Origin of the sequence: Bartonella sp. CE47NXGY (assembly GCF_042195415.1) — a bacterium.
In the GTDB taxonomy this organism is placed as follows: Bacteria; Pseudomonadota; Alphaproteobacteria; order Rhizobiales; family Rhizobiaceae; genus Bartonella.
In genome coordinates this window covers 12813-32958 of the sequence record NZ_JBHIOI010000009.1, presented here as the reverse complement: position 1 = coordinate 32958, position 20146 = coordinate 12813, and the positions used below count along the sequence as shown (strand labels likewise).

Annotated in this window: 10 protein-coding genes; 4 read left to right on the top strand and 6 right to left on the bottom strand. The window is 37.6% G+C overall.

Features of this window, described 5'->3' with window-relative positions; all coding sequences use genetic code 11:
• Positions 1 to 222: 222 nt before the first annotated feature.
• On the top strand, positions 223 to 4932 hold the full coding sequence (locus tag ACFIL3_RS04590; protein ID WP_375681877.1) for an NAD-glutamate dehydrogenase: 4710 nt from the start codon (positions 223 to 225) through the stop codon (positions 4930 to 4932).
• A 1312-nt stretch (positions 4933 to 6244) separates the two neighbouring features.
• Here the strand turns inward: ACFIL3_RS04590 and ACFIL3_RS04585 are convergent.
• The 4 genes from ACFIL3_RS04585 to ACFIL3_RS04570 all read right to left on the bottom strand — a co-directional run bounded on the left by ACFIL3_RS04585 (position 6245) and on the right by ACFIL3_RS04570 (position 11654).
• Positions 6245 to 7207 (bottom strand): DUF2125 domain-containing protein, encoded by a 963-nt coding sequence (locus tag ACFIL3_RS04585; RefSeq protein ID WP_375675179.1) that lies wholly within the window; start codon positions 7205 to 7207, stop codon positions 6245 to 6247.
• 798 nt (positions 7208 to 8005) lie between these two features.
• Positions 8006 to 8752, bottom strand: coding sequence for a glutamine amidotransferase (locus ACFIL3_RS04580; RefSeq protein WP_375606037.1), 747 nt, complete (start codon positions 8750 to 8752; stop codon positions 8006 to 8008).
• Positions 8753 to 8898: 146 nt separating this feature from the next.
• On the bottom strand, positions 8899 to 10458 hold the full coding sequence (locus ACFIL3_RS04575; protein ID WP_375675181.1) for a heme biosynthesis protein HemY: 1560 nt from the start codon (positions 10456 to 10458) through the stop codon (positions 8899 to 8901).
• A gap of 11 nt (positions 10459 to 10469) precedes the next feature.
• The gene (locus tag ACFIL3_RS04570) at positions 10470 to 11654 is read right to left on the bottom strand and encodes a COG4223 family protein (RefSeq protein ID WP_375681876.1); all 1185 of its coding nucleotides are present in this window, start codon (positions 11652 to 11654) and stop codon (positions 10470 to 10472) included.
• Between the two features lie 307 nt (positions 11655 to 11961).
• Here ACFIL3_RS04570 and tsaD point away from each other — a divergent pair, with 307 nt between their 5' ends.
• The 3 genes from tsaD to ACFIL3_RS04555 all read left to right on the top strand — a co-directional run bounded on the left by tsaD (position 11962) and on the right by ACFIL3_RS04555 (position 15756).
• On the top strand, positions 11962 to 13056 hold the full coding sequence (gene tsaD / locus ACFIL3_RS04565) for a tRNA (adenosine(37)-N6)-threonylcarbamoyltransferase complex transferase subunit TsaD (RefSeq protein ID WP_375668524.1): 1095 nt from the start codon (positions 11962 to 11964) through the stop codon (positions 13054 to 13056).
• A 677-nt stretch (positions 13057 to 13733) separates the two neighbouring features.
• Complete coding sequence (locus tag ACFIL3_RS04560; protein ID WP_375612221.1) at positions 13734 to 14168, top strand: EVE domain-containing protein; 435 nt, start codon at positions 13734 to 13736, stop codon at positions 14166 to 14168.
• A gap of 907 nt (positions 14169 to 15075) precedes the next feature.
• Entirely contained in the window at positions 15076 to 15756 is a 681-nt protein-coding gene (locus tag ACFIL3_RS04555; RefSeq protein WP_375612220.1) for a response regulator transcription factor, read from the top strand.
• An 899-nt stretch (positions 15757 to 16655) separates the two neighbouring features.
• Here ACFIL3_RS04555 and ACFIL3_RS04550 read toward each other — a convergent pair.
• Both ACFIL3_RS04550 and ACFIL3_RS04545 read right to left on the bottom strand, forming a co-directional pair.
• On the bottom strand, positions 16656 to 17426 hold the full coding sequence (locus tag ACFIL3_RS04550; RefSeq protein WP_375612219.1) for a class I SAM-dependent methyltransferase: 771 nt from the start codon (positions 17424 to 17426) through the stop codon (positions 16656 to 16658).
• 222 nt (positions 17427 to 17648) lie between these two features.
• Positions 17649 to 20078, bottom strand: coding sequence for a TIGR02302 family protein (locus ACFIL3_RS04545; protein WP_375681875.1), 2430 nt, complete (start codon positions 20076 to 20078; stop codon positions 17649 to 17651).
• Between the last annotated feature and the right edge of the window lie 68 nt (positions 20079 to 20146).

The window sequence follows — 20146 nt, the reverse complement described above, 5'->3', positions numbered from 1 at the left end:
TTAAAAAAACAAACTATTAACATACAAAAATACTAAAAGTGCCCTTTCCTTGAAGCAAAATATTTCTTTAAAGTACAAAATATTACTAAAAAATAGCAAAAACAAACTCATTCTTTCCAAATAAAGAGCTATTTTCTTTAGAAAGAAGGTGTTACAGTATATAAAAAATATAATGGTCTGCTTTTAATAAAGACCCCTTAAGAGCAAAAAGGGAGAGTGAATGTGTTGCAACAAAAAAAAACAGAGACAAAAAACACCCAAGATAAAATAGAACAAATCCTTTTTGCCCAAACCGATAAAGAAGATATTGCTTATTACGAAAATGAAGAACTTCAAAAAGCCACAGCCATCGCGGTAAAAGCTTTTAATCTCCATCAGACGGGAAAAAATACCATCTGCTTTGAGCAAAATTTAACCCGTAGTAACAGACCTATAACCGTTATCACGCTTGTCAATGATAACAAACCCTTCCTTCTCGATTCTATTTTAAATGTTTTTAATCAACACAAAAACCATATCTATTTGATTGCACACCCCATTATTGATTGTGCTTCTGGAAAACGCATCAGTCTGATGCAAATTCACATCGAGTCATTAAACAAACAGCAAATACAAAAACTTGAAAATGAACTCACCTTAGTTCTTGAACAGGTTAATGCTGCTGTACAAGACTGGAAACCTATGCTTGAAGAAGTTGAAAAGCAGATTCATGCCTACCAAATAAGTCTTCCCCCACACTACAAACAAGAAGGCGAAAAAGCTATTGAATTTCTTCACTGGCTAATGGATGATAATTTCATTTTCCTTGGTATGCGCACTTACAACTTCATCAAAGACCAAAAACCCCTAAAATCCTTTACAGCGAGTAATATTGAGCTTGGTATACTCACGGATGCTTCTATTCATATTGTTGACGATAAAAGCATGAAAGAACCTCCTCAAGAAGTTTTATCCTTCATGGAAAGCGATAATCTGTTTATCGTGACAAAAGCGAACAGCCGCTCCAAAATTCACCGTTCTGTTTGGCTCGATTATATTGGTCTTAAAATCTTTGATAAAGAAAACCAACTCTGTGGAGAATTACGCATTGTAGGGCTTTTTACCTCCTCAGCTTATACACGTTCTATTTTGCAAATTCCTTTCTTAAAAGAAAAAGCCCGAACTATTATTCAACGTCTTGGACACAATCACGCCGATTATTCAGGTAAAGCACTCATCAGTGCTTTAGAAACCTATCCAAGAGATGAAATGTTTCGCTCTGATGTTGATACATTGACAGAAAACACTAAGCTTATTCTACAATTAGATGAGCGCCCACGTTTACGAGTTCTTGCCCACACTGATTCTTTTGGACGCTTTGTTTCTATCCTTGTCTACGTACCGCGTGACCAATATAGCAGCAGCCTGCGTGAAAAAGTTGGCGAACATTTTGTTGAGCTTTATAAAGGTGACTTTTTTGAATCTTATCCGCTATTTTTGGAAAGCCCCCTTATACGTGTCTATTATATCATCCATCGCAAAGGAAACGAAACTGTTCCCCTTCATGAGCGCTCCACACTTGAACAACATGTACGTTCGATTGCACGAAGTTGGGAAGACAGGGTTCAAGCCATCGCTCTTACCCAGAAAATAACAGAGCAACAAACACGTCTAGCCAGCGAATTCCCCAACAGCTATCGTGATTTATTTTCAGCTGAAGACGCTATTAACGATGCCGGACATATTCTAAGTCTTCATGATGAAAAGCCGCTTTTCGTGATCTTTTATCACGCACAAAACAAAGAAAAACAGTACATTTCTCTTCGGCTTTTTCACCGCCACGAAGCTCTTGCCCTTTCCAAACGTGTACCACTCCTTGAAAATATGGGGTTTCGCGTTATTGCTGAACAAACCCTTGAATTACCAGATGGCAATGGGCGCTCTGTGTATCTTCATGATATGCAGCTGGAAAGTACTTTCCAGCGCTGTATCGATTTTGAAAAAGACGGGCAAAAACACGCCGAAACCTTTGAAGCCATTTGGGCACAAAATGCTGATAATGACGGCTTTAATGCTCTCACCCAAACAGCTGAGCTTGATTGGCATGAAATTGTTATTTTGCGCCATTATGGGCGCTATCTCCAACAAGCTGGAATTCCTTATTCGCAAGATCGCGTTGCCCAAACTTTAAATGCATATCCTGACATTACCCAAGATCTTTATGCTTTATTTCATTTAAAATTTCATCAAAGCCATACAGAAAAAGAACGGGAAAAAAACCAACAAGTTATTCAAAAGCGCATTGAAGAAAAATTACGGAAAGTCTCTGGTTTAGATGATGATCTCATTTTACGCCGTTATTGTAACCTTATCGAGGCGAGTTTACGAACGAATGCCTTTACGCCTCTTCCTGATGGAAGTCCACGGCGTATTTTAGCCACCAAATTAAATCCACGCCAGATTGAAGGTTTGCCTGAACCGCGCCCTTACCGAGAAATTTTTGTTTATGGACCAGAAGTTGAAGGGGTCCATTTGCGTTTTGGACCTATCGCTCGTGGCGGCATTCGTTGGTCTGACCGTGCATTAGATTACCGCACCGAAGTGCTTAGCTTAGTCAAAGCCCAACAAGTTAAAAATGCGGTTATCGTTCCTGCAGGTGCAAAAGGTGGATTCTATCCCCATCGGCTTCCCCAAACAAATGACCGTGCTGTCATCATAGAAGCAGCACGACAAGCTTATACAGACTTTATAACAGCTTTGCTCTCCATTACAGACAATCTGATTAACGGCAAAATAAGTTCTCCCCACAATGTCATCTGTCATGATGACCCTGACCCCTATTTTGTTGTTGCGGCGGACAAAGGAACAGCAACTTTTTCTGATACAGCCAACGCCATCAGCCAAGCAAACCACTTTTGGCTTGATGATGCTTTTGCCTCTGGAGGTTCAGCAGGTTACGACCACAAAGACATTGGTATTACAGCTAAAGGTGCATGGGAAGCCGTCAAAAGACATTTTAGAGAATCATTTAATCACGATATTCAAACAACGCCCTTCACCTGTGTCGGTGTTGGCGATATGTCTGGTGATGTCTTTGGCAATGGAATGCTGCTTTCCAAACAAACAAAATTGATTGCCGCTTTTGATCACCGCGATATCTTTATTGATCCAGATCCGAACATAGACGAAAGCTATGTAGAGCGTACGCGTCTCTTCAGACTACCTCGCTCAAGCTGGCAGGATTACGATAAAACCAAATTATCAAAGGGCGGTGGCATCTTCTCACGAAAAGAAAAAACCATTACTCTCTCACCTGAAGCAGCACAAGCCATTGGTTTCGAAAAACAAACAGGAACACCCTTTGAAATTATCTCTGCTCTTCTCAAAGCCCCTGTTGATCTTTTATGGTTCGGTGGCATTGGTACTTATATCCGTGCTGCAACAGAAAACGATGCCCAAGTAGGTGATCGAGCAAATGATGCAATACGCATTACCGGAGAACAAGTGCGTGCAAAAATTATTGGTGAAGGAGCTAATCTTGGTGTTACACAACGTGGACGGATTGAATATGTCTTAAATGGTGGTCGATGCAACACGGATGCCATTGACAATTCTGCTGGTGTGAATTGTTCTGATATTGAGGTCAATCTCAAAATTGTTCTTGCATCAGCACTACGTGCCAAAACGTTAACCCGCGAAGAACGCAATAAGCTCTTGAAAAAAATGACGCCTCAAGTCGAGCAACTTGTCTTGCGCAACAATTATCTACAACCTCTTGCGCTTTCTTTGGCGGAAAACCAAAGCACTACTGATTTGCCCTATCAAATACGCTTTATGCACGATTTAGAACAAAAAAAGCTTCTAGATCGTAGAGTTGAAATACTCCCTGATGAGCAAATTTTACGACAAAGAACAACCCAAGGCAAAGGTCTTCTCCGTCCAGAACTCGCCGTTATTTTTGCCTATGCTAAATTGACCTTAAAAGAAGAAATTGCTAATAGCCCCATTGTTGATGATCACTATTTCAATACAGCCTTGCTGAACTATTTTCCAACCCAAATTCAAGAAAATTTTAAGAAGGAAGTTATTAACCATCAATTGCGTCGTAATATTATCGCAACGCTGATTGCCAACGATATTGTAAATCGTGGAGGCCCCACTTTTGTTAATAGACTACACGATGCAACAGAACAAAAGACTGAAAATATTATTCGCGTTTTCATTGCCATCCGCGATGGTTTCGAAATTCCTCAATTGTCTGAGCAAATTGATAAGCTTGATAATAAAATACCCGGTCTTGTCCAAAATAAATTCTACGCAACAATGACCCCAATGCTCTTTGAAACAACCAATTGGGGTTTGCACAACATAGATCTCTCACGTCCATTAGAAGAAATTGTAAAAACAATAAAACAAGCCCGTAGCGTTATTGAAAAAGAGCTTATGCATTCTCACGGCAACGATATTAAGCAAAAGATTGAAGAAAAAGCATTACACTACAGCGAAGAGGGAGCACCAAAAGCATTAGCGAAACAATTAGCTCTCTTGGAAGCTGCTTCAACAATCTGTGATATTTCTTTGATTGCAAAACAAAGCAACAGTGATCTTATTAAAACCGCAGAGATCTACTTTTCACTTGCGCAAATCATTCGTATAAACCGCATTAACGAAGCAAGTCGTATAATTCCTGTAGTAGATTATTATGATAGTATGGCTTTAAGCCAAGCCAAAGAAAATGTTTCTGAAAGCTTTCGGCAAATCGTTATGAAAATCCTCAAAAATTATGGAAAGAAAAAAGATCCTTTTGACACTTGGAAAAAAACAGAAGAAGATCATATTCACAACATTACAAACCGCATTAGCGCCCTTATTGAAAATGATCTCAATATTTCTCGTTTTACTTTTGCAGCAGGATTGATTTCTCAACTTCAAAATATTGGCTTTCAAACCTAAAGAAAATACAAAACGACCCCCTCAATCTCCCGTTCTATCCCACCACCACAACAAACCAACTAAGACAGAGCAGAAGTTTGCATTTTAGACATAACACCAAAAATAAAAATCCCGCTATTTATCACAATAGAATTGTTTGCAACAATTTCAAAAAAACAACAGGATTGATTTCTCACCCTAAAAACATAAACTTTCAGACTTAAAAGCAGTACAAAACAGCTAAGCTTTTGCTCCGTTCTATCCATCCATGACTAATCAACAAGGGAAGAACGGAAACCCTATCCCGCATTTTTAGACAGAGCACTCAAAATAAAAAATAAATTCAAATTTTACTGTCAAATATCCTTCATCATAAAAATATAATATATTGATTTACAATCATAATTTTATCATTTTTATGATAATCCGATATTCTAAATTTGTCTCATTTAAAATCTATTTATATTCAATTAATTAACCCCATTTCCCCTTGCATATTGCAAATGGGAAAGCCGAATAGATAAAAACAGTAAAGAAAGGACTAAAAATGCCCCTCATAAACCGCCTCAAGTGCCAAAAGCTGCAGTAAGATTGAGAATTAGCAAATATAAGCAAATATAATATGATGATGTTTTCCCCTAGCTTGTTACTCCGTAACCGAAAAGATGATGGTGCTTAATGGCTTTATCCTTATACCATTCACAGGCGACATCGTGAAATAGGAAGCACTGAGAAATATTTTTTTAACAAATGCGTAAATATGCAATACAAATATATTCTGTTTTACGTGGAAGACATATAGCTTCATTAAAAAATATCAGAAATAAAAGGATAAGCTTAATCCATTATTTAAAAGATATAACTGTAACTGCTTTTGAAATGCGTAAAATCGAATAAAAAATGACAGTAAAGATGGATGTTGATTTTCCCCTTTACAACTTCATATCTTCCTCCAACTAGGCTATTTACTTGTTTTAAGAGGTTACACCCAAACAGATATATGCAATATGCTCATTCCATATATAAAGAAAAAGGTTCCTAACAAGTACCACACCACCTGTATAAAAAGGCAATTCAGCATACTTTAAAATGCCACTTTTTCCATAGAAACACTGTTGCTATATGTAGTTTGACATAAGATTTTGTACTAAGTGAAAAGAGGTTGGACGAGTTAGGAGTAGGTGATAATTTTTTATTTTTATAGCTATTTTTTTACCATTAAATACGCATTTTGTTAAAATAGATTTTGACACTCTAAAATTGCAAAAAAGTGTGAAAATCAGAAAAAGTTGAAATTTGGTAGTAAAAATGAAAAAAGGCTTTGGTACAACACCTAAAGTGGAGCAAGACGACCAAGTTTTAAAAATCCCAGTTTTACCCACCCATTGTTAATGAGCAAGGAAAGAACGGGAGCGCCGTCCGCATTTTTAGGCAAAGCACCCAAAATAAAAAATAACGCTTGAAGATTATTGGCTTGCGCGGGAAATAAGCGCTGCAGAGTGTTAAGAAGCTTCATGGACTGAATAAGGACAAGTTCAAATTTTGCTGTCAAATATCCTTCATCATCAAAAGAAAAAGGTCCACTAATACGCACTGCACCACCTGTATGAAAAGTCAATTCACCTTGCTTTAAAAGTCCACTTTTTCCATACAGTCGCTGTTGCCAATTTTTTTCTTCATGTTCAAACAGAAGAGAGGCATCATTTAAAATCCATTTCAAATTGCCATCAATTTTAGGAATATCAACAAAAGAAGATTTTAAAAAGGGAGAAGCATCAAAACCGTCAAAAGTTATATGTCCCGATAAATCATTCTTTTCATGTTTAAGATCAAGTCGAAAAAATTCTGCCGTTATTTTTTGAGGCATGTCTTGTGGCTCTAACGGCTGAATAATCACGTCATGCGTATTTTGCAAATGTGTCGTTTTTTTATCTGTCGTTGGTGCTCTTAATGCTTCTTGAAGCTTTTGATCTTCAGGGGAAGAGGAAAAAGATGAAATCTCAAGCCCTTCAGCTATAAACTTCAATGTTTTACCCGTTTTCCAATAAGGCTCTGTTTCAATCACCAAATTGCGCCAATGCGATACTATGGGAGTTTTTCCGGAAAAAACAATTAATGCAGGAGAATGAACATTAAACTCGACCAAATGAGGTGCGTAAATTGGTGCACCAGCTGTCAAACGCCCCGTCGATAAAGAAACCCCATGTAAAGGCCAAGAAAATTGAAACTTGTCACAAACAACACCGACACGTAAAGGATAACCATCCTTGTGCACATTCTCACATACCGCCGCCATATTATGGGAAGATACTTTTGTGAATATATCAGAAACATAGTCTTCTATTTTACGTGAAAAAAAAACCAGAGTGCGCTATAAATAAATATCAGAGCAAAACAAAAGAGCCCACAAATTAAATAACTCAAAGAAAAACTTTTTTGTGATGATGGTATTTGAAAGGATTTAGACAATATTCAAACTTTCTTTATCTCTTAACTTCCTCCCCACCCTAAAAAGGATAAAGATTCCCAACCACATTCAGTTTATACACAATCCAACTTCTTAATCGATCGGATTTTATCTACTGATCACTTCAAGAAGTCCCTATACATCGTTCTAAAGTACAGTATCTCATAAGCTCAATAAACAAGATTTTCTTAAAAAAAACCCATTACACCCTTTAACAAAAAACACCTCATATGTAAAGTTTTACATAGATTTTCTACCTCTAGCTTAAACCATACTGTTTTACAGCACAACAAAAATGATAATGAATAGTGTTTCTTAACGATAAAGCCATTGAGCCCCCCATCTTTACGCTTATGGAGACCCCAAAGCCTGCACCATCATTATATTTGGCTAGCCCCCAAATGTTGCGACAGCCCTTGGCACTTAAGACAGTTCATAAGAAGCATTTTTAGTCTTTTCTTATACAGTTTTTGCCCACACGCCAGCCCTACTTGTGACATGCAAACAAGAGGTTTTTATTGAGTCAACATACACAGGTTTGGAATGAAAAAACTTTACTATATTCGGGGTTCTCATTCAATATACAAAACCGTGAATTACCTATATAAATCAATTCGTTGTCAACAATCACACAAGTACGGGCGGTGTACAAAAAATCTGGTGTAATGCGCTTTCAAACCATTGGCTCAAAGCTCGATCATAGATTAAACGACCTTTCAAATGTGCACAAGCAGGTTGAGCACCTTTTTCAGTCAATTTATGTGCCGAACGCACGACCAAACGCCGCATCATAGCGCGTGTAAATTCAGCATGGAACTGCAAGCCCCATGCATTGTTTCCATAACGAAAAGCTTGTGTAGGATATGTATTCCCTGTTGCCAAAAGCATTGCCTCTTTCGGTAAATCATAAATACCTTCATCATGGAAATGGTAGACCATCTCTGGCCAATTCATCAATTCCTTCCCTTGTGGGGTTGCTTCTAGTGGATACCAGCCGACTTCAACAGTCCCATCACTTCTTGTACCAACGCGCCCCCCTAGATTTCGCGCTAACATTTGTGCTCCAAGACAAATACCCAAAAAAGGCTTATTTTCCTTTAGTGATAACGAAATCCAATCAATTTCCTCACCAATATAGGCTTCGCTGTCATTCACACTCATCGGTCCCCCTAAAATAACAACGCCGGCATAATGCTCTAATGTATCAGGGAGTTTTTGTCCAAAAATAGGACGATAAATATCAAGAACAAAACCATTTTGTTGTAAAAATTTTCCCAACCGACCAGTATAGGTAGAGCGCCGATGAATAACGACAGCAATCCTTGGTTTGTTATTTTTTTGTTTTTTATCAAGACATCTCTGATTTAAAAACATTTTTTAACCAATCACCTCTGCTACCAAGCAAAACTTTATTTTTAAAGCATAAGAGAATAATTTTATTGGACAAGACTAACGATATTTTTTCTTCTAGGTCAATTGTTTCTTCTGAGAAAACATTCGTATTATCACATTGGTGCAATTTAAAATAAACGAAATTTTTTCCTCGATAAAGATGTTTCTTCTTCTGTTTTAACCCCTGGATCATCAACATTTAAGTGAGTTTGACTGAACATTTTTACATCTTTTTCTTTTATATCTTGTTTCTCCACCTGCACATTATGCAAAAGAGAATCATCTATAGGTGTTAATTTTTCAAGCTTCTTATCTCCAACATCATCACTTTTTCCCATAACATACTCTTTGTCTTGCCTTTTCGACACAATATTGTCCGCCTCTAATGTGAGAGAAGGCATACAAGGAGGTGCCTTCCATTCAAAACAGCCCAAACGTCCACTGATTGGAGAAACCACTGACCAAGAAGAAAAAATGGCCCCATCACACATCCACACTGGATCACGTTCAGCACGAAGTGCTAAAGAAAGCCATTGACGCACAGCACCTTGATTGTTTCCCTGTGCCTCTTCAATATCTGCCAACAATAAATAAACACTTTCCCGTGGATGACATTGTAATGCTTTTTGTGCCTTCTCTCTTGCTAATGCTGTTTCACCAGCATCCAAAGCTGCTTTAGCAATAAGGAAAGCCGACTCAAATGCATCTTTATTATAAGAAGCAAGTGTCTTAGCCCTTTTCAATCGCCCAATGGCTCCTTCTTCTCTTTCAAGATAAAGCGCTCCCAAGTCAGGATGAGGCTCCTTTTGCCAAGCCGCTATAATCATTTTATCCGCTTTACGCGTTTCGTTTAATTTATAAAGAATATCAGCAGCAATAACTATTATTGGAACAAAATCAGGCGCCAATTTATGGGCTTTCAAAATAGCTTCACGTGCTTGTACAGGATGTGTATCAAACAAAGAAAGTGCCTGCCCACTTAGTAGTAAAACCTGTATATGCTGCCGCTCTGGAATCGTGCGAATAGAACGCGGGAGAGCTTTTTGCGTTCTTTCAAAAATAGTAAGTGCCTTATCCCATTTACCCTCAGTACTTAACCGATCAAGCACCGCCTGATGCGCCCATAAAAGTGCTGGCGATAAAGTCAGTGCCTCTTCAGCATATTGTTGCGCTGCCTCATAAGCTTTACTCTTCATTGCTTCACGAAACAAACCATAAAGTCCAACCAGTTTTGTCGGATCTTCCTTTCTCATCTCTTCATAAAGACCGATGGCGCGAACAGAGTCATTTTGTAAAGACAAGGTTTGCGCTTGTAAGAGTTTTACCAATGGCTCTTGTTTCCCTGCAAGATATTTAGCAACACGTGCTTCCATTTTTTGCGCAACCATACTATCACCAGCAAAAGTTGCAAGAATCCCCTTTGAAAGAGCTTCGTAACCACGCTTTTGATGGCGTTTATAAAAATAATTGGAAAGAGCATTCGGTATGGAAAAAAAGAAAGACAATAACCACCATAAAAGCACCAGCGTTACAAAAAATAAAATAAGCACACTTAACACTGTAAGAAATGAAGCAGAAAATCTGAAATGCAAAAATGTGAGAACAAAAATACCATTGTGATTAGCAACCCACGTGAAAGCTAAACCGAGGATACAAACAACAAAAATATAAATAAAAACACGTATCATCTTGGGCCTATTTACATCTTTGTTGCTTTAAAAGATCCTTGTTGCACAGACAATAACAATTGCTGCAACAACTGTTGAATAGCAATATGTCTTTCAAGCTGCTTAACAAAATCCATTGAAACATCTTTTGCACTTTGGGGCAATGATTGCCATTCGCTCAAAGCCTTTTCGTAATCACCAGCTTGAATGGCAACTTCCATGCGTGCCGCAATAGCCCCCAGCGTTGTCCCTTCAACATTTCCAATCGGTCGCGAAACAATAAGCCCTTTTATCCATGCTAAAATTCGGTCAAAAAAACCAGCATCTGACGCAACAAGATTTTGCGTACCAACAATTGCATCAGCAACATGAGCAAAATCAACTGAAAGTTGTGCTGAACTTGGAAGACCCACAGTAGCTGTTTTTTGCAACACATCAAGTCCATTAATCGAAGGCGATAATTGCCGCAACAGCTTTAATTCATTATTATAAGATCCACCACGCTCTACAGCATTTTTTAATGAACTAATTGCAGTAAAGAGCGCGGTATCTATTTCTTTTTTCTCACTATTTTTAACAGCAGTTTCTTCCTGTAGTGCTTCTAACTGTTGTTTTAACGCAGCAAGATCATTTGCATTGCTCTGCCCAACAGACAAAGCCGTCTCTATCTCTTTCGACTTTCTAACAAAAGTTTGTACAATTTCTTCAAGAGCTTTTACTTTTTCCTCTAAAATCGCAAAAGCTTTTTTGCTTTCTTCTTTCGATAGTTCATCATTTTTCGTTGTTTTAAACTGTTGTGATGAAAAAGAAGAAAGCTCTGTTTTTAACGTATCAATTTCTTGAAAGACCCGCCTCAATTGTTCCTTTGTGTCTTCACCTTGACTTTTTGCGGCTTCAGCAATCTGCAAAGCTTTTTCTCCTCCAGCAGAATTTTCCACAAAAGGAGAAGGAAAAAAACCAGCCCATTGAAGCCCCATAAAAATTCCCAAAGCAATGAATCCCCCCAAAATCCCAGAAAGGGACAAGAAAAGCCAAGTTGTACTAGAGATACTTTTATCCTGACCTTGCATATTCTGTTCTTCTCGCGCTTGAGATTCTACAGAATTATGGATTTTTTCCTCTGAATCATGGGGAACAGCTTCATGTTCAATAACTGGTTTCTTACGGCGCGTACCAGCATAATGTGGTTTAACTTTTGGTTTTGAAGAATCGACCATCTCTGTCACTTTTCGTGCACACTTTTTTTAATGATAAAATAATAAAATGAAAAAAGTTTTAAAAACGCAGCTTTTCTCAATAATATTTACAATTATCGCCTTTAATAGACAAGTTTTTAAAAAACATTTGCATTTTATACTCGAAAATACAGCTTTATTTTTTAATCAACGATATCATAAAATTCAAAGAAAATGCCAAAACACATATTTTTCATAGAAAAAACAATTCTAAGAGAAATACTTTGCATCTTTTTCTGTTCATGGTACGCACGCAGGAAAGAAGCTTCAATATAAGGTTTTGTTTAAAATGCGTCTGCTGGGAATAGAAACAAGTTGTGATGAAACGGCAGCAGCTGTCATTGAATATAACAATGAATCAAACAGCCAAATTCTTTCCAATGTTGTTTGGAGTCAAATTGATCACCATGCACCTTACGGCGGTGTTGTTCCTGAAATTGCTGCTCGTGCCCATGTTGAAGTTCTTGATCATTTAATTCTGCAAGCACTAACAGAAGCAAACACAAAATTAAAAGATATTGATGGCATTGCAGCCACCAGTGGACCTGGTTTGATAGGAGGATTATTGGTAGGCGTTATGAGCGCAAAAGCACTCTCTCTTGCCACTGGCAAACCATTTATTGCGGTAAATCACTTAGAGGGACATGCTTTAACAGCTGTGTTAACGCACAACGTCAGCTTTCCTTATTTATTACTTTTAGTTTCAGGGGGTCATACACAAACAATCATTGTTCATGGAGTAGGCAACTACCAACGTTTAGGAACCACTATTGATGATGCATTAGGAGAAGCCTTTGATAAAACAGCAAAACTTTTAGGTCTTCCTTATCCTGGTGGACCAGCACTTGAAAAAGCAGCTTTATTTGGTGATAAAAATCGCATCCCTCTTCCACGTCCTTTAAAAGGTGAAAAACGATTAGATTTTTCTTTTTCAGGACTCAAAACTGCTGTTCGACAAGCCGCAACAGCCATAGCTCCTCTTACAGAAAATGATATTGCTGACATTGCCGCAAGTTTTCAAGCCGCCGTAACCGATACAGTACGTGATCGCGTTCACCTCGCTCTACAACACTTTGCCCACCAATATCCTCTCTCTCATGATCAAGAAAAGCGTTCTCCTGCTTTGGTTGTCGCAGGCGGTGTTGCCGCAAACCAAGCCATTCGCTCTACATTACAAGAACTTGCCCATCAACATGGCTTTGAATTTATAGCCCCTCCTCTTTCCTTGTGTACCGATAATGCTGCAATGATTGCTTTTGCCGGTGCACAAAAGCTTGCACGAGGAGAAACAAGCCCTCTTGATATTGCCCCTCGCTCACGCTGGCCATTAGATGAAAAAGCCCCCCCCTTGATTGGGATGGGTCGCCGTGGAACAAAAGCATAATAAAATTGACGTCCTACACACATCTTAAAGAACGAAGATTTCTACTCAATCCGGTCTATAGATAGTCCGAATTCTCTATCGAGCAGATTCCACCTGCTTCCCACTCACACAATTCACTTAACCCAAAGATCGATACGTAAACCTAAATATTCACCACACATTCTTAAAAACTTCATGTTTCAAAAAACTGCCTTATATCATTACACTTCAAATGACGGTATTTTACAGCATAATAAGACGCACTCTATCCCACAAAGCATAGATATGAATGCCATTCGTTGACCTCATCATCTTTGACCATTTATTCGTTTCATTGTCATTGTAATTTTAAAGCTTTTTAGAACCAATTTTCTTGCTAAATTCTCTCCAACGCAATGCTCCAATGATCCTATAGTAACTACATTTCAAACAGCAGCTGAAAAGATGATTAAGCTTCCACATGGCTGAGCAATTTTAAGTCTATTACTTCGATACACTGATATATTTTTCTGCTACAAGATAAGCAAAATACCTTTATACAACATAAAATATCAATGGAGCGCATTTTTCTATATACAAGTTATTTTGAAATAAGAAATTCTTTACCCCATTTTTAAAATTATCGTTAAGGATATTACGAAAATACTTATAAAAATCCGTATGATAAATACATAACAGTCTATGAAAAAGGAGAACTCATGGCTTATTGGCTTTTTAAATCTGAACCCCATAAATGGTCATGGGAGATGCAAAAGAAAAAAGGAGCTGATGGCGAACAATGGGATGGTGTACGCAATTATCAAGCTCGTAATAATATGCGCACTATGAAATATGGTGATAAAGGTTTTTTTTATCATTCAAATAAAGGTTTAGAAATTGTAGGAATTGTAGAAATATGTGCTGAAGCACACCCTGATTCTACAAGCTCTGATCCACGCTGGGAATGTGTGGACATCCGTGCACTTTGTGACATGCCAACACCTGTTTCATTAAAACAAATTAAAGCTAATCCCAAACTAGCAAATATGGTGCTGGTCAAAGCCAGCCGCTTATCAGTGCAACCCGTGACAGAAGATGAATGGAAAGAAGTCTGTTTGATGGGCAACCTTAAGAGGGAAATGCTTTTATCTTAAAACAATAATTTTTATTCATTAACTCATATAAAAAGATGCTTCATAGCGCAGAAGAATAAGCACAACACCTCCTTCTGTTGAGGTATTCTCATGCTAAATGCATAAATATGATATTTTTTTTGTCATTTTTTATCCTGCACTCTTTCTCAATACAGTCTCCTTCCAAATTACACAAAAAACCTCTTTATGATGCATCTTTTCGGCATTGCTAAAGGCAAAGCTTGCTCAACAATTATAATAAGCAACACCACGAACATAACACACAGCCCCTTCACACACAAATGCAACAAAAAAACAAAACTGAACGTGGATAAAAAACAATAAAAATGATCGTGAAATTCTCCTAAACAGTGCATATGTGCTAGGTGTTGCACAATTCTCTTCACGCTTAAAAAACGCATCATATTGCGTGTTCATTGTTTTGCATGTTGGACGAGTGCGCCTCATACCGCAGGATTCTCTCATTCCCAACCTGTTTATATTGAATCAATCAAAGGCTATTTGCTTGCACATTCTAAACGGAGAAAGTCCCATATGGAAAAAACCGTGAAAGAAAGGACTAAAAATTCCTCCTATGAATCGTCTCAAGTGCCAAGGACTGTCCGCAACACCCACGAGCTGGCAAAGTGAATGATAGTGCCACACCTTGTTTCTCCATAAAGCGTAAAGATGATGACACTCAATAGCTAAAACACGTTCTAGAACATAAAAAAACGCTTCCAACCAATACGTAAAATACCCTGCAGACGGAATACCGTCTTTTCAGCAAGCAACCATTAGAAATTATAAAAGTTTATTTTTTAGAAGCGCTCTTTTTTAATTTTCCTCTTTTAATTTTTCTTGCATGAAATCTTATTTTTCATGAAACTATATCAATCAGTGCATCAACATGCCTATAAGGAAAAACATGAACCACTATACTCTTTTAATCGTTGAAGACGATGATCTACGCCCTATTTTAGTAGAACAATTGCAAATGCATCAAGAGTTTAAAATTTTCCAAGCAAAAACAGCAGAAGCGGGAATGAGAATAATCCAAGAAGAAAATATTGATCTCACTATTTTGGGATTTCAACTTCCTGATCTTGATGGCTACAAAGCCGTTAAACAATTACGCACCCAAGGATTTCGTGCCCCCATTATCATGATAATAAATTATGATACAGACTGTGATAATATTTTAGATCTTGAAACAGGCGCCAATGATTATGTAACAAAACCCTTTCGCTTTGCGGTGTTATTAGCGAGAATTCGAGCACAGTTGCGCCAATATGAACAAAATGAAGACGCAACCTTTCATATTGGTCCCTATACTTTTAAACTAAGACAAAAACTTCTTCTTGATCAATGCAACAATAAAATCTGTCTCACAGAAAAAGAAGCAGCGATCCTTAAATGTCTCTATCATGCCAATGATAAAATTGTCAGCCGTGAAACATTGTTAGAACAAGTTTGGGGATATAATGAAAATATTATCACCCATACTTTAGAAACCCATATCTATCGTTTGCGACAAAAAATCGAAAACGATCCCTCCAATGCGCAAATTCTCATAACAGATCAAAATGGTTACCGTTTAAATCTTTAATTCGAGATTTTCTGTTTCAAAAATAATTTTAATATTCTAAATGAAAACAGAAACGAGATGAAAAAACCTTCGCATATAATTCGAATGCTATTACATAGAACTTACTCTTATGACAAAATATATAACATTATGAATAAAAAACGAAATATTCCAACATGAGAACCAAAAACAAAAATGCTTTCAACCCTCACGATATACTTTGTAACTTCTGTTTCACATGCTTTTGTTCTTTCTAAAGTTTTTAATATGTTTCGCATATAAATAATCGTGATATCTTTTAGCAACATTCTTGATCATAACTATCATCTTTAGATGAGTGCTATTTATGATTATTTTTTTCAGAAAAACCGCTCCACGCACTGCTTTATCTCACATTCACTAACCTAACTTGAGAGATGTTTTTTATCTTTATAGTTTTCCTCCATTCTTTATGACTTTATCTCCTCTTAAGAGGTTATATAATTCATGATATAACGCTAAATGTTTATCCTAACGATAAAGCCACTGGGCATCACCATCTTTACGCTTATAAAAGAACAAGCCAGCACCATCACACTTATGTTAGATCTCGATGTTGCAGAGGAGCCCTTGATACTTGAGATGGTTTATAAGAAGCATTGTAATCCTTCCTTGTACAGTTTTTAACCACCATAAACCATATTATGTAAGATCTCTTGGACTCTGCTATTTTTACGTTTACGAAGATACCAGCATTTTTTTCTTTTAAAATGTTTCCACTATTCATGAAATATGGTTTGGTATATAGATACTTGAGATTTTTATTCACATACCAATTCCACATATTAATGTACAAAAGAATATTTTTTAATTGTAAATGCAAAAAATTGAAATAAGAGAATGCCTCTATATTTGCGATTCTTATGACAATGACAAAATGATTAATTATTTTTATAAATTAAAATATTTCTTGTCTGTGGTGATAAAGCAGGAATAAAAATACGTCGCGACTGACGACGCTGTACGAGCAAACCCTGATAAACACGTTTTTGTGCCTGACACATTAAGAGTCCACCAAAATAAGGCAAAAGATAGCGAGCAAATGGCTCGTAAAAAAATGAGAACAACCGCGAAAAATACCCCGTAGAGGGCATATAATGTACAATTTCTTGTATTGGCCCAGAAACAAAATTTGTTTTTTCGAACAAACGAGTAATTTGTTGCCGACTATAGGGTTCGCCATAACCAAAGGGCGTAGTAATATTGCGCGCCCAAAAGCCAGAGCGATTAGGTACAATAACGATCAAGTGGCCATTGGGTGCTAAAACACGCCATATTTCATTCAACGTTTCAAATGAATTTTCTGTATATTCTAATGCATGTACCAATAAAATACAGTCAACTGACGCATCCGGAAGCGGCAAATCTTCTTCAAAAACAAGCGCTGTAGCAACTTGCTCAGAACAAGGCCAAGGCGAAACACCCTGAGAAGCTGGCATAAAAGCAAAACATTGTTGGGCACGTTCACGCAATGTAGAAAGATAAGGAAGTGCATAACCCAATCCCATAATCCGTTTATCCGTAAGATCAGGCCACCATAAATTCAATTGGTCACACAGCGTTTTTTGCACACGCAGTCCAAGTGCAGAAGCATAAAAATCTTTCAGCGTAACGATATCCAACTCAACATACCATGTAGAAACAAATTTCAAACATTACAGATTTTCATATACCAAACCTATATGGACTTCTGCTTTTTTTCCGCAATAGCGAACATTTCAATATTGCATATTTTAAACTTAAATGATTAAAAAATCAGTACAACAGGATGATTATTGCCTTACAAGCACTTTAATCATTTTTTTGGAGATAAACCCCATAGAGGTTCTTCATATACTGTTTTTGACATCAATTAAGAAAAAAGCCAACACTGGTTAATTAAAATGAAGCAATCTTTCAAGATAGTTTTTTTCTTCTTCTGAAAGATGCTCTTTACCAAGACGTTTGCGAATTTCATCCAAAATCTGCCGCGTACGCATTTGATCACTTTCTTGTGGTAGTGCCTCGCCTTCTTGTTCTTCATCTGTTGTTGAAGAAAGTGGACGTCCTAACGGATCTTTAGGACCAAAATCAGCATTTTGATCATCTCCCGTTTCTTTAAGTGTTTCGCGCATTTTTTTCAAAACATTTTGTGCACCTTGCCTCAAAGATTCCAAAGCATCAGACTGATTTTGTATAGATACCTGATGATTTCCATTATCAAGAGCATTTTCCGCAGAATTCATTTTTTCTTCTGCCCTTTTCAACGCCCCCCCTGTTTCAAATCCTTGTTCTGATAATTCTTTTTCTAATGTTGATAATTCAGATTGCAATTCAGCTTGACGTTTTTTTAAAGATTTTTTTTGTGTTTCCGGTACATTTTCTCCGCGTTTTTGTTCCATCTCTAACTGATGTGTTTCATTGAGAATTTCTTGCTGACGACGCATTAAATCTCCAAGCTGGTCCATCTTTTCTTTCATTTGTGCAGATTGGCTTTTTTCTCCCTCATTTTGATTGCCTTTTTGCACATGCAAATGATCAAGCGTCTGTTCAACTTCCGCCAAGAGTTGTTCAGCTGCTAAAGAAGAGCCCGTTTTAGCCATTTCCTCAATTAAATTTAGCTTTTCTTGTAATGTAGATTCAGAAAGATTAGGACTTTTTGAGCTTTTAGAATTTTTAGAAACTTGACTATCCGGTGCTTTTTCAGCCAAAGCACGAATATACTCATCCATAGCTTGACGTAAATCTGCCATAAGCCGTTCAATTTCTGCCGCTGAAGCACCGTAACGCAATGCATCACGTAAAGCAGCTTGTGCTTGTTTTAACTTTTTTTGCACGGATTCAAGCTGATTATCTTCAATACCCAAAGCAATTTGCCATAAATAATCCACCACATCGCGCAAATGCTCGTCTGTTTGTGCTAAAGAAAGTCTTGTCCACGCACTTTGTAGAACAATAAAATGCGATGCATTTTGCAACCCCTTTTCTGGACGCACAAGCAAAGCAGAAAGCATATCCAATACACGCTCTTTCACAGAAGCATCAAGAGCTAATAGACGACGCAATTCAACCACTGCGCGTGCAACAGGATTCGAAAAAACACGCTGTGGTAATATCATAACAAAAGTTTTGCTACGCCCTTTCTGCCCCGCACCATCTTCTGCCACCAAAGTAATTTTGACTTGCGAACCTGCCCATGGATGCGCTGATATATCCTGCACCATTCGCATTTTCCCCTTTCCACCACGCGGAAGAAGAAGTTCTATTTCCGGAGCATTATAAAGAGAAGAAGCACTTTTATTCTGAGGAAGAAAAGGCTCTATTTCAACAAAAGCCTTTGTCACACCATAATCATCATCCACCACATATCGTAACTCCAATGATCCCGTTAAAATCCTCCCTGGTTTTTCCAACCAATGAATTGTTGGAAGCGTGTCCTTAATTATCTGCAAATGCCATTGCTGTTTTTTACGACGTGATGATACAAATAAATTTATTGGATGCTTTAAATGTGTTTCAAAATGAACAATTGGATCATTCAAAGCTGTTTGTTCCGTTTTCTCTGAAAACGAAACTTCCCTCCCATCTTCTACAGACTTTGCTTTTACTGTAATGCCAGCCCCATTGACAACACGCACAACAACATTACTCCCTTCAGGGATTTCTAGTTGTGTTTTCTCATCTTTTGTCAAATAAATCGGTGCCACACCGGTATAAGCAGGTGGTGTTACCCAAGCATCAATCCGCATGAGTTTTTCATCAACGACAGGACGAAAATCAAAGGCATCAGCCAAACGCCCCCCTTGTGAACCAAAAGAAAAACTAAAAGCGCACACAAAAAGAAGAGCACACAAAGCCCTCAAAGCCAAAGGATCATAATCCGCACTATTAAGAGAGATAAATCCAGTTTTTAAATAGTATAATTGCTTTGCCATTCGGCGTTGATGTTCACGCCAAATAACAGCACTAAAATCTTCATCATTTTCAGAACATAAACGATCTGTCTGAATATTCAAAGGCTGGTGTCTAAGATCATTGACGCGTTCAAGGCGGCAATTTACTTCCCGCATTGTGGGAAACCGAAAACGAATAAGAAAAAATAAACTCGCCCCAGCACAAATAAGTATAACCCCAAGTAAGAGCAAATGTGACCAATAGCCCAAAATACCAAAAAGTCCCAACCAGCTAAACGAACAAAAGAGACTAAGAACGAGGAAAAATGGCAACAACCGTACCCACATCCGTTCAAATGAAAGGATCCCCCACATCAAAATGCGCACACACAAAAGCTTCATTGCAAAACCTTTGATGTTTTTATTTTTCATAAACAAGCATTTATCCCCTTTTATCGTGGTGCATTAAGATCATAAACCCCATACAAAACAATTTCTAG

Excerpts from the sequence above, each read along its gene's own strand:
- ACFIL3_RS04570 (WP_375681876.1), bottom strand. The coding sequence starts at position 11,654 with ATGGTCGATTCTTCAAAACCAAAAGTTAAACCACATTATGCTGGTACG.
- ACFIL3_RS04585 (WP_375675179.1), bottom strand. The coding sequence starts at position 7,207 with ATGGCGGCGGTATGTGAGAATGTGCACAAGGATGGTTATCCTTTACGT.
- ACFIL3_RS04560 (WP_375612221.1), top strand. The coding sequence starts at position 13,734 with ATGGCTTATTGGCTTTTTAAATCTGAACCCCATAAATGGTCATGGGAG.
- ACFIL3_RS04575 (WP_375675181.1), bottom strand. The coding sequence starts at position 10,458 with ATGATACGTGTTTTTATTTATATTTTTGTTGTTTGTATCCTCGGTTTA.
- ACFIL3_RS04545 (WP_375681875.1), bottom strand. The coding sequence starts at position 20,078 with ATGAAAAATAAAAACATCAAAGGTTTTGCAATGAAGCTTTTGTGTGTG.
- tsaD (WP_375668524.1), top strand. The coding sequence starts at position 11,962 with ATGCGTCTGCTGGGAATAGAAACAAGTTGTGATGAAACGGCAGCAGCT.
- ACFIL3_RS04555 (WP_375612220.1), top strand. The coding sequence starts at position 15,076 with ATGAACCACTATACTCTTTTAATCGTTGAAGACGATGATCTACGCCCT.
- ACFIL3_RS04580 (WP_375606037.1), bottom strand. The coding sequence starts at position 8,752 with ATGTTTTTAAATCAGAGATGTCTTGATAAAAAACAAAAAAATAACAAA.